The following is a 12,594-nucleotide window of genomic DNA, read 5'->3' as shown; positions in this document are numbered from 1 at the left end:
GACTTCCTGCAACGCGATGGCGCAAGCGCTGCGGCGGGTGAGCCGGAGATTCACTAAACGGCAAGCGCCGCGCAATGAAAAACGAGCGCACGACAACGTGCGCTCGCGAACAGAAGCCAACCCAATGTGCTAGTAGCCGACGCGATACACGCGTCCCGTCTGCGCGCCCTCGACGCTGCGCAGATACGCCTGCGCGGCCTTCTTCGCGTCGACAGGTTCGAAGCCGCGGAAGAACGGCGCGTAGCTTTCCATCGATTCCGTCAGCACCGTCGGGCTCACGACATTGATGCGAATACCGCGCGGCAGTTCGATCGCCGCGCCCCGCACGAAGCCTTCGAGCGCGAGATTCACTGTCGTCGCGCTGGCGCCCAGCTTGATCGGCTCGTCGGCGAGAATGCCGCTGGTCAGCGTGAACGAACCGCCGTCAGTCACATACTTCTGCGCCACGAGCACGACATTGATCTGTCCCATCAGCTTGTCGCGCAGGCCGACCCAGAATTGATCGACGGTCATCTCGGGCAACGGGCCGAAGTGAACCTTGCCCGTCGCCGTGACGACGCCGTCCACTTTGCCGATTGTCTGAAACAACCGTTCGACGCTCGCCGGGTCCGTGCTGTCGACCTGATGCGCGCCACGCGTCGCGCCGACTTCGATCACTTCATGCCGCGCTTTCAGTTCGGCGGCGACGGCCTGTCCGAGCGTACCCGTTGCACCGATCACGACGATTTTGCTCATCTGCTGCTCCGTGGATGAAATTGCGCCGATTGTGCTGATCGTTTCAAACGCGAAAAAGATGCGCGTGCGACGAAGTCATGCAACCAGGAGTTTCGAATCGCATCGACATTCGCAAAAACGCGAAACGCGCACGACGCGCCACGCGACGGCGCATCGTGCGGCAGGCGCGCAGCATTCACTTGACGCGCTCGAGTTCGATCACGCGCATCGGCCGCTGATGATTCAGCGCGAAATGAATGCGCCCGCGCGTGCGTTGGTCCGCTGGCGTCGTGGCTTCATGAAAGCGGTCGTCGAAGTGCTCGGCGGGCTCGGGCACCGTCATGCCTTTGTCGATCATGCGATAGCCCGGCTCCAGCGCGAGCAGCAGATGGTTTCCGCCGATGCGGCTGTCGAATCCCGCCAGTTCCGCATACGGGTTGTCGGGCACGCTGTTGACGAGCGATGCGTTGCTGGTGGTGATCTCATCCGGGCCGATCGGCGCGTGGCCTGCGATGCGCGCGGCTTCGTGATTCTTGCTGTCGGTGTCCACCGTGCTGTCGTGCGTGCGGTCGTTGTGCATCTCGGCGCTGCGCGCGACATGGGTTCCTGATTGTGTCGCCGGTATCTTGCGGGTGTTGAGGCTCATTTTTACGCCCTCCTTGACTCATGCCTTCAAAGCATTGGGAGCGAGCAAAACTCGTTCCGCGTGAGCGCCCAATCACGTTGGAATCCACGCGCGACGGCGCTTAGGGTAACGCGCGAATTTTTACTATTTTTTTGGTGGACGCCCTTTTCCTACAGAGTATTATTCTGGTTCGAGTGCAGCAACGCATACAAGAGCATGACCGCCGCAGTCTCATCGACTGCCTCGACACACGGCATTGCACTCGCAAAAGGACCATCTATGAGGCAGTCAGGGGCGGGTGACTCATGCACGTTGATGCTGCATTCACACATCGTGGCTACTTGCTTAACTGCGCGCCGGCGCGCGCGGGCGATGGGACATGGCAACCGTATGTAGTCGTGTCGCGCTCCAGCGATGGCGAACTCGTCGCCAACCGCTTCTTTCCCACCGACCTCCGCTTCACTGACGAAGCAGCCGCTATCGCGCATGCTCGCGACTGGGCGGTGCGCTGGATCGATGCAAGCAGTATGACCGTATAGCACGTCATTTGCTACGCACTCCCGCGCATGCAACGCCCGGTACTGCATGAGCCGTTCCTTATGCGTTCTTTATGCAATCCGCACGGGCGCCCGGCGGCGTGCGCCGAAACGCGGTAATCTCTGGGGACAATTCACTTTCGTCGCGCTTCGCGCGCGACTGCCGTTCTCGCCATGTCAAATGTTTCCTCCCACAACTGGGGCCTCGAACAGATCGTCGCCGAACTGCGCGCGTCGCGTGAGGAACTGCATCGCACGCGCCATCCGCGCGGTATCCGCGAACTGCCGTCGCGCGACGGCGTGATCAACATCGTCGCGGGATTGCGCGCCGCGCTTTTCCCGACGCACTATGGCGCGCCCGATCTGACCGACGAGAGCGTCGATTATTACGTGGGTCATACGCTCGAAAGCACGCTGCGCCTGCTGGCCGAGCAGATCCGCCGCGCGCTGCGCTTCCTGCCGGAGCACGCAGAGACGCCGGATGCCGATTTGAGCGCGCTCGCATTCGACGTCGCGCGCCAGTTCGGCAAGCAGTTGCCGGGCATTCGCGCGTTGCTGGTCAGCGATATCCAGGCGGCGTACGTCGGCGATCCCGCCGCGCAGCACATCACCGAAATCCTGCTCTGCTACCCGGGCGTATGGGCGATGACGCACCACCGGCTCGCCCATGCGCTGCACCAGCTTGGCGTGCCGCTGCTGGCGCGCTTCATCAACGAGATCGCGCACTCGGCGACAGGTATCGACATTCACCCGGGTGCGCAGATCGGCCCGAGTTTCTTCATCGATCACGGCACGGGGGTCGTGATCGGCGAAACGGCCATCATCGGCGAGCGCGTGCGTGTCTATCAGGCGGTGACGCTCGGCGCGAAGAGCTTCGCCGCGGATGAAGACGGCACGCTCGTGAAAGGCAATGCGCGTCACCCGATCGTCGAAGACGATGTCGTGATCTACGCGGGCGCGACCATTCTGGGCCGCGTGACCATCGGACGCGGCTCGGTGATCGGCGGCAACGTGTGGCTCACGCATAGCGTGCCGCCGGGCAGCAGCGTGTCGCAGGGCAAGATTCGCGAAGGCGAGCGCGGCCGCAACGACGAAGGGCGGCGCTGATGCGCGGGCGCCTGAGACGATGAAGCCGCGCGGGCGCGTCCAGATGTTGCGTTGCGCGCTCGACGGCGTCGAGGCGACCGTCGCGCACACCACTCACACGTTTGCGCGTCATTCGCACGATCGCTTTGGCATCGGCATCGTCGTCGCTGGCGGACAGCGTTCGGCAAGCGGGCGTGGACCTGTCGAAGCGCGCGCGCACGATGTCATCACCGTCAATCCCGGCGAAGTGCATGACGGCAGTCCGCTCGACGAACACGGACGTGCCTGGCGGATGCTGTATTTCGAGCCGTCGCTGGTGATCGGCACGGTCGCCGAATGCGCGGAGTCACCGTTGCGGGAAGTGGAGTTGACGCGCCCCGTGTTGAACGACGCGCAACTATCGCTGCGGTTTGCGCGACTTTTCTCCGTTGCAGTGCATGAGGCAAACGAGGGCGTATCGCCCGACAATCTCGCTTGCGAAGAAGCGTTGATCGCGTTGTTTTCTTATGTGGGTCAATACCACGCGACGTCATTGCCGCACAGACCCGAACGCATCGGTCCTGTCGCGCGCGCGAAAAACCGTATCGATGACGATCCCGTGTCGGCATCGACGCTCGCCGATCTCGCCGCCGAAGCCGGTATGAGCCGTTTTCATCTGCTGCGCAGTTTCGCGCATGAAGTCGGTTTGCCGCCGCATGCCTACCGGATACAGCGCCGTGTCCTGCTGGCGCGGCAACTGATCGCCAGCGGGTCTACGCTGGCGGATTCCGCTGTCTCGGCGGGTTTCTCCGATCAAAGCCATATGACGCGCGCGTTCGTGCGGCTTCTTGGTGTCACGCCCGCGAGCTACGCGTCCGCCGTCCGCTGATGATCTTCTGCAATAACGTTCAAGACCGCGCGTGAGCGCGGGCCGTACGCTCGCCTCATCGTTCGATACGAGGAGGCAGTGGCATGAACGTGCGTTACGTCGGATATTCCTTTTGTGCGCTGGCGATGATAGGCGTAGGCAGCACGGTCGTCGTCAGCAAGGCGATAGCGGGCGGCTTGCCGCCGTTTTCGGCGACGGCTTTGCGCTTTGCGATGGCGTTTCCCATCTTTGCCGCAATGATGCGTTGGCGAAAAGTCCGCTGGCCGAAGCTCGACGCGCACGATGCGTTGCTCGTGATCGCGCAGGCGGGCGCGGGAAGCGTTGGCTATACGGTTTGTCTGATCGGCGGGATGCGGCTCGCGTCGGCCGCCGATGCGGGTGTGATCGCGGGGACCTTGCCCGCGGTATCAGCGGGCTTCGCGGCGCTCGCGCTCGGCGAGCGGCCGTCACCCGCGCTGCTCGGCGCGATTGCGCTCGCGACGCTGGGCGTACTCGCCTGCACAGTGCGCCTCGACGACGTGGCGGTCGCGAGCGGCACGCATTCCCTCGCGGGTAATGCGCTGGTATTCGCCGCAATCGTCTGCGAAGCGCTCTTCATCTTGCTCAACCGCAAGCTGCACAGGCCTGTCCCGGCTCTGCCGCTGTCCGCGCTGATGAGCGGAATCGGCTTGCTTGTCGCGATCGTGCCCGCCTGTTTCGAGCAGCCGTGGCGCCTGCCATTCGATGCGAACGTCGTCGCCGCGCTTACGGGCGTCGTCTATTACGCGCTTGTGCCGACGGTGCTTGGCTTCGTGCTGTGGTACGCGGGCGCTTCGCGCCTCACCGGCGCGGAAGCGGGCCTTGTGACAGCGCTGGTGCCTGTGTCGACGCTCGCGCTTGCATCGGGCGTGCTGCATGAACCGATCAGCCATGCGCAGATGGTGGGCGTCGCGTGTGTGCTGGCAGCGGTGCTGCTCGCGACGTTCGGACGGTTTCGGTCGATTAGAATGCGCGCGGAAGCGTGAGTTGGTCGGTCCTGGCTTTGCTTGGGCCGCCTCAGACGCCAGAATTTTTGCCGTTTATGCAACTTCAATCAGAACCACTAAGCGTGCTTTGAGAGCTGCGGCACTGACCAGACCGTTGAGACAACCACGCGCCATCCGCGCGCGTGGCTAAAGCGGGCCAGTGGACCTCGACCAATCAGGTATTCGCCACGCTAACGGAAGTCGGGCCGTGGACGATCGACAGAAACTCCCGGCGCGTCGACGGGTCGGTGCGGAAAGTCCCGAGCATGCGCGACGTCACCATCTCGACGCCGGCCTTGTGCACGCCGCGCGTCGACATGCATTGATGCGATGCTTCGAGAATCACGCCTACTCCCTTCGGCTGCAGTACTTCGTTGAGCGTGTCGGCGATCTGCACCGTCATTTTTTCCTGAATCTGCAGACGCTTGGCGAACGCATCGACGAGCCGCGCGAGCTTCGAGATGCCCACCACGCGATGCTCCGGCAGATAAGCGACGTGCGCGCGCCCGATGATGGGCACCATGTGATGTTCGCAATAGCTTTCGAAGCGGATGTCCTTCAGCACGATCATCTCGTCGTAGCCGTCCACTTCGGAGAAGGTGCGCGCCAGGATCTCGCGCGGATCGACTTCATAGCCCGCGAAAAATTCTTCATACGCCCGCACCACGCGCGCGGGCGTGTCGAGCAGCCCTTCGCGCTGAGGATTGTCGCCGGCCCAGCGCAGCAGCACGCGCACGGCCTCTTCGGCCTCGTCGCGGGACGGCCGGCCGGGTGCGTCGGCGGACGTTGTGTTCTTCGTATTCATCCTTCGCTCCAATTCCATTAAAACGCGCATCGCACGTTGCGGCATTGTTCCATGTTTCCTGGCCCTACGCCGAGCAGGGATATGCGTCGCGGCTCGTGCGGGCGTGACGGGCGGGGATCATTTCGGCCACTCGTCCTTCGCATCGTTGAACAGCTCCGCGACCACGCCGCGCAACCAGCTCGCGCGCGGATCGTTGTGGAACTTGCGGTGCCAGTGCTGGCGCAAGTCGAAGCGGGGCAACGGCAAAGGCGGCTCGACAAGCGTGATCGACGCGTGTTCCGACACGTATGCGAAGCCGATCGCGTGCGGCACCGTCGCGATCAGATCGGTGCGCGCGAGGATGAACGGCAGGCTCATGAAGTGCGGCGTCTCCAGCACGGCGCGCCGTCGGATGCGCTTTTTCTCCAGATACTGCTCGAGCACTTCCTGGCTGCGTCCTTCGGCGCGCACGACCGCGTGGCCCAGGCCGATGAACTGATCGAGCGTGAGCGGCGCGCCCGCGAGCGGATGATCGCTGCGCATCAGACAGATGAACCGGTGCGTGAACAGACGCTGCTGGAAGAAGTTGTTCCCGGAGAGATCGGGAAAGTAGCCGACGGCGAGATCGACATCGCCCGATTCCAGCCCGCGCTCGACATGCGCGGGCGGCAACGATACCGAACGCAGATTCGCATGCGGCGCGCGCTCGGCGAAGAGTTGCAGCAGCCGGGGCAGGAACACGATTTCGCCGACATCGGACAAGGCCAGCGAGAACGTATGCGTCGACGTCGCGGGATCGAAGTCCTGCGAGTCGAGCATGCCTTTCTCGATGCGCGCGAGCGCCTCGCGGGCAGCGGGAATCAGCGCGAGGGCGCGCGGCGTCGGCTCCATGCCGCGCGACGTGCGCACGAACAGCGGGTCGTTGAAATATTCGCGCAAGCGACCCAGCGCGGTACTCACGCGCGGCTGGCTCACGCCGAGACGTTCGGCGGCGCGGCTCACGTTGCGCATGTCTTCGAGCGCGACGAGGTAGGGAATCAGGTTGAGATCGAGTTCGGCCATGCTTTGGCGCGCGCGGTAATGTAACGCTGCACAGTATCGGTTATGGGTATACAACCTATCCTAAAAATCGCGTTGTCGCATATTCGGGAAAGCGCCGAGAATCAATTGATGACTCGAACAAAAGACTCGGAGACGAACGATGCGCACTCAAGTTGCCATTATTGGCGCGGGTCCCGCCGGTCTGCTGCTGTCGCATCTGTTGCGGCTGGCGGGCGTGGAATCGGTGATGCTGGAAAGCCGGTCGCGCGAGCACTGCGAGCATCGGATACGCGCTGGCGTGCTCGAACAGGGCACCGTCGATACGCTCGATGAAGCCGGCCTCGGCGCCCGGCTGCGGCGCGAAGGGCTCGTGCACCATGGCATCGAATTGCTGTTCGAGCGCAAGCGGCATCGAATCGATCTGACGGCGCTGACGGGCGGCCGCGCGATCACGGTGTACGGGCAGCATGAGGTGGTGCGCGACATGATCGCCGCTGCCGTCGAACACCAGCAACAGCTGTATTTCGACGTGTCCGACGTGTCGCTGCACGATCTGACGGGCGACGAACCCTGGGTTCGATTCACGCACGATGGCGCCGTGCAGCGCATCGACTGCGACTATGTGGCGGGCTGCGACGGCTTTCACGGCATCGCGCGGGAGTCGATTCCCGCCGACGCGCTGCAAACGTTCGAACGCGTCTACCCTTACGCATGGCTCGGCATCCTCGCCCACGCCGCGCCGACCTGCGACGAACTCGTCTACGCGCATCACGAGCGCGGCTTCGCGCTGTTCAGCATGCGTTCGCCCGAGGTGACGCGTCTCTATCTGCAATGCCGTCCCGACGAAGACCTGGCGCAATGGCCCGACGAGCGCATCTGGGCGGAGCTTCACACGCGCTTCGAGAACGCCGACGGCTGGCTGCCTGCCATCGGCAACGTCGCGCAAAAGGGCGTGACGCCGATGCGCAGCTTCGTGTGCGAGCCGATGCAATACGGGCGCCTCTATCTAGCCGGGGACGCCGCGCACATCGTGCCGCCGACGGGCGCGAAGGGCATGAACCTGGCCGTCGCCGACGTGCGCGTGCTGTCGAAGGCGCTCGCGGCGCGTTATCGCGAAGGCCGCGACGACCTGCTTTCCGCATATTCGGCGACCTGTCTGGAGCGCGTCTGGCGCGCCGAACATTTCTCGTATTTCATGACGAACATGCTGCATCCGTCGTTCGACGACACGCCGTTCGTCAACCGGCTGAAGATGTCCGAACTGCGGTACGTCGCGCATTCCGATGCGGCTTCACGGATGCTGGCGGAGAATTATGTGGGGCTGCCGTTTCGCGACTAAACCACGACCCGGCGGCAAACCCGGCGGCACGCCGCCGCATAGGGCAAACCACGAAACCGTTGCCTTGACAAGAGATGCGAGCGCAAACCATAATGCGCCGGTACGTTCGCTAAACGAAACTGTGTTCGCATAGAGAACTTTTCGAGAGTTCGACGGGCGACAGGAATTGAAGGGCGAGCCAAACACATGCGGCCTCCAGGAGGTCTGCATGCCGTCGTCAGCAGGCTATGCAGGACGAAAGCGGACGTGGAGACCGTCCGGCGCGCGTTTCACCGTTAATGGGGGAAGCGCGCGGCGCGGATCGACGCGTTTCAGAGGATATTCGACATGATCAACAAGATTTTCGAGTCACTCCAGTCGGCGGTTGCCGACGTGCATGACGGCGCGACCGTCATGATCGGCGGCTTCGGCACGGCGGGCATGCCTTCCGAGCTGATCGACGCGCTCATCGAACAGGGCGCGAAAGAACTCACCATCGTCAACAACAACGCCGGCAACGGCGATACGGGCCTCGCCGCGCTGCTCAACGCGAAGCGCGTGCGCAAGATCATCTGCTCGTTCCCGCGTCAGACCGATTCCTACGTCTTCGACGCGCTCTATCGTGCGGGCGAAATCGAACTGGAACTCGTGCCGCAAGGCAATCTGGCCGAGCGCATCCGCGCGGCGGGCGCGGGCATCGGCGGCTTTTTCACGCCGACGGGCTACGGCACCAAACTGGCCGAAGGCAAGGAAACGCGCGTGATCGACGGCAAGCATTACGTGCTGGAGGCGCCGCTGCACGCGGACTTCGCGCTCATCAAGGCGTACAAGGGCGACCGCTGGGGCAACCTGGTCTATCGCAAGACGGCGCGCAACTTCGGCCCGATCATGGCAAGCGCGGCGAAGACGGCGATCGTGCAGGTGTCGGAAGTGGTGCCGCTCGGCGCGCTCGACCCGGAAGTGATCGTCACGCCGGGCATCTTCGTGCAGCGCATCGTCGAAGTCCCGCAGGCGGCTCACGCCTCGCAACGCCCCGAACAAGCCGCCTGAAGGAGACCGGACATGAAACGACTGACCCGCGATGAAATGGCGAAGCGCGTCGCGCAGGACATTCCTGAAGGCGCTTACGTGAACCTCGGCATCGGCGTGCCGACGCTGGTGGCGAACCACCTCGACGCGAACAAGGAAATCTTCCTGCATAGCGAAAATGGCCTGCTCGGCATGGGCCCCGCGCCCGCCAAAGGCGAGGAAGACGACGAACTGATCAACGCCGGCAAGCAGCACGTCACGCTGCTGACGGGCGGCGCGTTCTTCCACCACTCCGATTCATTCGCGATGATGCGCGGCGGCCATCTCGACTACTGCGTGCTCGGCGCGTTCCAGGTTTCGTCGAAGGGCGACCTCGCGAACTGGCACACGGGCGCGCCGGATGCGATTCCCGCTGTCGGCGGCGCGATGGATCTGGCTATCGGCGCGAAGCAGGTGTTCGTGATGATGGAGCATCAAACCAAGCAGGGCGAAAGCAAGATCGTCGCCGAGTGCTCGTACCCGGTGACGGGCGTCGGTTGCGTGGACCGAATCTACACCGACCTCGCGATGATCGACGTGACGAAAGACGGCCTCGTCGTGCGCGAAATCTTCTCGGATATCGACTTCGCGGAACTGGAAAAACTGACGGGCGTCGCGCTGATCGACGGCACGCAGCAGGCTCGCGCGGCCTGAGCGATACACAGACGCGACACGTAGCAGCCACGCGCGCGCAAATGCGCGCGTGACCTCGGCGCGGCGTTCGGCGACAATGAAGCCGAACGCCGCGCGCTGACAGGCGCGACCCAACGCGCATTCATCCCAAAGCACAGAACATCATGCTAGAAGCTAGCGCTCGCTTGACTGGCCTGATCTGCGGCACGCCGCCGATGAACGACATCTGGTCGCCGCGCGCGACGCTGCAACGGATGCTCGACGTCGAAGCGGCGCTGGCGCGCGCATCGGCGGCACATGGCGTGATTCCGCAATCGGCCGTGGCCGCCATCCAGTCGACCTGCCGCGCGGAAAAACTCGACGCCGACGCGCTCGCCCGCGACGCCGCGCTCGGCGGCAATCTCGCGATTCCCCTCGTCAAACAACTGACTGCGCGCGTCAAGGACGCCGACGCGGAAGCGTCGAAGTTCGTCCATTGGGGCGCGACGAGCCAGGACATCATCGATACGGCCACCGTGCTGCAGCTGCGCGATTCGTTCGATCTGCTCGACGGCGCGTTGTCATACACCTGCGACGCGATTGCCGCGCTCGCGCAGCAGCATCGCGCGACGCCGATGATCGGCCGCACGTGGCTGCAACAGGCGCTGCCCATCACGCTCGGTTTGAAGTTCGCGCAATGGCTCGACGCGCTGCTGCGTCATCGCGAGCGGCTCGACACGTTGCGCGAGCGCGTGCTCGTATTGCAGTTCGGCGGCGCGGCGGGGACGCTCGCGAGTTTGCGCGACAAGGGCGGCGTGGTGGCCGCCGCGCTGGCGAAGGAATTGAGCCTGGCGATGCCTGCCGTGCCGTGGCACACGCAGCGCGACCGCATCGCCGAAACGGCGTCGTTCTTCGGCATGCTGATCGGCACGCTCGGCAAGATTGCGCGCGATATCTCGTTGCAGATGCAGACCGAACTCGGCGAGCTCGGCGAGCCGGTTGCCGCCGGCAAAGGCGGCTCGTCGACGATGCCGCACAAGCGCAACCCGGTTGGCTGCGCGGCCGTGCTGACGGCGGCGGCGCGCGCGCCCGGCCTCGTCGCAACCGTATTCGGCGGCATGGTGCAGGAGCACGAGCGTGCGCTCGGCGGCTGGCAGGCCGAATGGGACACGCTGCCCGATCTGGCGCGTCTCGCGGGCGGCGCGCTGGCGAACATCGAACAGATCGCGCAGGGACTCGAAGTGAATATCGAGCGGCTCGCGGCGAATCTGGAGGTGACGCATGGGCTGATTCTCGGCGAAGCGGTGATGCTCGCGCTCGGCGACCGGATTGGCCGTATGGATGCGCATCATCTTGTCGAGCATGCGTCGAAAGAGGCTGTGAAGAGCGGCAAGACGCTCTTCGACGTGCTGGCAGCCGATGCGTCCGTCACGCAACATCTGCCCGTCGAGCAACTCAGGCGTCTGCTCGATCCGGCGCATTACGTGGGCAGCGCGCACGCTTTCGTTGACGCCGTGCTGGCTCTTCATACCGCGCGCAAAGCGCGCGCGAATCAACATCAGGAGTAAAGGAATGCCTTACGCCGCAGTCAATGGCATCGAGCTTCACTACCGGATCGACGGCGACCGGCACGGCAGCGCGCCGTGGCTCGTGCTGTCGAATTCGCTCGGCACCGATCTGTCGATGTGGACACCGCAGGTTGCCGAATTCGCGAAGCACTTTCGGGTGCTGCGTTACGACACGCGTGGCCACGGCCATTCGGAAGCGCCGAAGGGACCGTATTCGATCGAGCAATTGACGGGCGACGTGATTGGTCTGCTCGATACGTTGAAGATCGCGCGCGCGAATTTTTGCGGCATTTCGATGGGCGGATTGACGGGCGTGGGCCTTGCGGCGCGCTACGCGGACCGCATCGATCGTGTCGTGCTGTGCAATACGGCGGCGCGCATCGGCTCGCCGGAAGTCTGGGTGCCGCGGGCGGCGCGTGCGCGCACGGAAGGCATGCTCGCGTTGTCGGATGCCGTGTTGCCGCGCTGGTTCACGGCGGAGTTCGTTGCACGCGAGCCGCTGGTGTTCAACTATGTTCGCGACGTTTTTGTGCACACCGACAAGGAAGGGTACGCGCTGAACTGCGAAGCGATCAATGCGACGGATTTGCGTCCTGAAGCGCCCGGTATCAAGGCGCCAGCGCTGGTGATTTCGGGCACGCATGATCTTGCCGCGACGCCTGCGCAAGGCCGCGAGCTGGCGGCGTCGATTCCGGGCGCACGTTATGTCGAACTGGATGCTTCGCATATCTCGAACATCGAAGTTTCCGACGTGTTCACGAAGACCGTGCTCGATTTTCTGAAGGGGCAGCGATGAACGACGATCAACGATACGAAGCGGGCATGGGCGTGCGCCGCGCGGTGCTGGGCGATGCGCATGTGGACCGGTCGCTGGCGAATCGCACTGAGGTGACGGAGGAGTTTCAGAACTTCATCACGCGGTATGCGTGGGGTGAGATCTGGACTCGCGAGGGGCTGCCGCGGCATACGCGGAGTTTGCTGACTATTGCGATGATGGTCGCGCTGAATCGCAGCGAGGAACTTGTACTGCATTTGCGCGCGGCGCGGAATAATGGGGTGACGCGGGAGCAGGTTAAGGAAGTTCTGTTGCAGACTGCTGTTTATTGTGGCGTGCCGGCCGCGAATTCTGCTTTTCATCTGGCTGATAAGGTTTTTAAGGAGCAGGATGAGGAGGATGTTCCTAAGGGGTAGGTTCGGGTAGGGTTTTTTTTGTTTGGCGAAGCCGTTGTGATTTGTGTGTCACGCGGCTTTTGTTTTTTTGCTGCGCAGGCTTTGGGGTGGTGTGCTTGTTGTTTGTGCTGGCATCCGCCGATTTGCCTTTTCGCTGGCATCCGCGATGCGTTATCTAGCTTCAGGCGTCGCCCCTGTGC

General features: G+C 63.6%; 14 protein-coding genes. 10 read left to right on the top strand and 4 right to left on the bottom strand.

Annotated features, from left to right (window positions below; translation table 11 throughout):
* Positions 1-129 precede the first annotated feature (129 nt).
* Complete coding sequence (locus KFO72_RS39210) at positions 130-735, bottom strand: short chain dehydrogenase (RefSeq protein WP_225034321.1); 606 nt, start codon at positions 733-735, stop codon at positions 130-132.
* 175 nt (positions 736-910) lie between these two features.
* A complete protein-coding gene (locus KFO72_RS39205; RefSeq protein ID WP_225034320.1) occupies positions 911-1,360 on the bottom strand; it encodes a DUF3005 domain-containing protein in 450 nt (149 codons plus the stop codon).
* Between the two features lie 284 nt (positions 1,361-1,644).
* Between KFO72_RS39205 and KFO72_RS39200 the strand changes: the two genes are divergently transcribed.
* The 4 genes from KFO72_RS39200 to KFO72_RS39185 all read left to right on the top strand — a co-directional run bounded on the left by KFO72_RS39200 (position 1,645) and on the right by KFO72_RS39185 (position 4,833).
* Positions 1,645-1,878 (top strand): hypothetical protein, encoded by a 234-nt coding sequence (locus tag KFO72_RS39200; RefSeq protein WP_007586604.1) that lies wholly within the window; start codon positions 1,645-1,647, stop codon positions 1,876-1,878.
* A gap of 171 nt (positions 1,879-2,049) precedes the next feature.
* Positions 2,050-2,982, top strand: a complete 933-nt coding sequence (gene epsC / locus KFO72_RS39195; protein WP_054932877.1) for a serine O-acetyltransferase EpsC — start codon at positions 2,050-2,052, stop codon at positions 2,980-2,982.
* A gap of 19 nt (positions 2,983-3,001) precedes the next feature.
* Positions 3,002-3,829 carry an AraC family transcriptional regulator gene (locus KFO72_RS39190; RefSeq protein ID WP_225034319.1) on the top strand — a complete coding sequence of 276 codons (828 nt, stop codon included), beginning with the start codon at positions 3,002-3,004 and terminating at the stop codon, positions 3,827-3,829.
* 83 nt (positions 3,830-3,912) lie between these two features.
* The gene (locus KFO72_RS39185) at positions 3,913-4,833 is read left to right on the top strand and encodes a DMT family transporter (RefSeq protein WP_225034318.1); all 921 of its coding nucleotides are present in this window, start codon (positions 3,913-3,915) and stop codon (positions 4,831-4,833) included.
* 175 nt (positions 4,834-5,008) lie between these two features.
* Here the strand turns inward: KFO72_RS39185 and folE are convergent, their stop codons facing one another.
* Positions 5,009-5,638, bottom strand: a complete 630-nt coding sequence (gene folE, locus KFO72_RS39180) for a GTP cyclohydrolase I FolE (RefSeq protein WP_007745422.1) — start codon at positions 5,636-5,638, stop codon at positions 5,009-5,011.
* Between the two features lie 117 nt (positions 5,639-5,755).
* A complete protein-coding gene (locus KFO72_RS39175) occupies positions 5,756-6,679 on the bottom strand; it encodes a LysR family transcriptional regulator (protein ID WP_054932874.1) in 924 nt (307 codons plus the stop codon).
* 139 nt (positions 6,680-6,818) lie between these two features.
* On the opposite strand from KFO72_RS39175, the gene KFO72_RS39170 reads away from it, so the two are divergent.
* The 6 genes from KFO72_RS39170 (at position 6,819) to pcaC (ending at position 12,415) form a co-directional block, all read left to right on the top strand.
* Entirely contained in the window at positions 6,819-7,997 is a 1,179-nt protein-coding gene (locus tag KFO72_RS39170; protein ID WP_225034317.1) for a 4-hydroxybenzoate 3-monooxygenase, read from the top strand.
* A gap of 327 nt (positions 7,998-8,324) precedes the next feature.
* Positions 8,325-9,026: a 3-oxoacid CoA-transferase subunit A gene (locus KFO72_RS39165; RefSeq protein ID WP_036002191.1), complete on the top strand. Its 702-nt coding sequence runs from the start codon at positions 8,325-8,327 to the stop codon at positions 9,024-9,026.
* Between the two features lie 12 nt (positions 9,027-9,038).
* Complete coding sequence (locus tag KFO72_RS39160; protein WP_036000108.1) at positions 9,039-9,698, top strand: 3-oxoacid CoA-transferase subunit B; 660 nt, start codon at positions 9,039-9,041, stop codon at positions 9,696-9,698.
* Positions 9,699-9,841: 143 nt separating this feature from the next.
* Positions 9,842-11,224, top strand: coding sequence for a 3-carboxy-cis,cis-muconate cycloisomerase (locus KFO72_RS39155; RefSeq protein ID WP_225034316.1), 1,383 nt, complete (start codon positions 9,842-9,844; stop codon positions 11,222-11,224).
* 4 nt (positions 11,225-11,228) lie between these two features.
* Positions 11,229-12,020, top strand: coding sequence for a 3-oxoadipate enol-lactonase (pcaD, locus tag KFO72_RS39150; RefSeq protein ID WP_060604070.1), 792 nt, complete (start codon positions 11,229-11,231; stop codon positions 12,018-12,020).
* The gene (gene pcaC, locus KFO72_RS39145; protein ID WP_225034315.1) at positions 12,017-12,415 is read left to right on the top strand and encodes a 4-carboxymuconolactone decarboxylase; all 399 of its coding nucleotides are present in this window, start codon (positions 12,017-12,019) and stop codon (positions 12,413-12,415) included. Before pcaD ends, pcaC begins: the two co-directional genes overlap by 4 nt.
* Positions 12,416-12,594 lie beyond the last annotated feature (179 nt).

Origin of the sequence: Paraburkholderia sp. XV, from assembly GCF_020177535.1 — a bacterium.
GTDB classification, from domain to species: Bacteria; Pseudomonadota; Gammaproteobacteria; order Burkholderiales; family Burkholderiaceae; genus Paraburkholderia; species Paraburkholderia caribensis.
The sequence above is the reverse complement of the archived record's forward strand: the minus strand, read 5'-3'. Positions and strand labels throughout refer to the sequence as shown.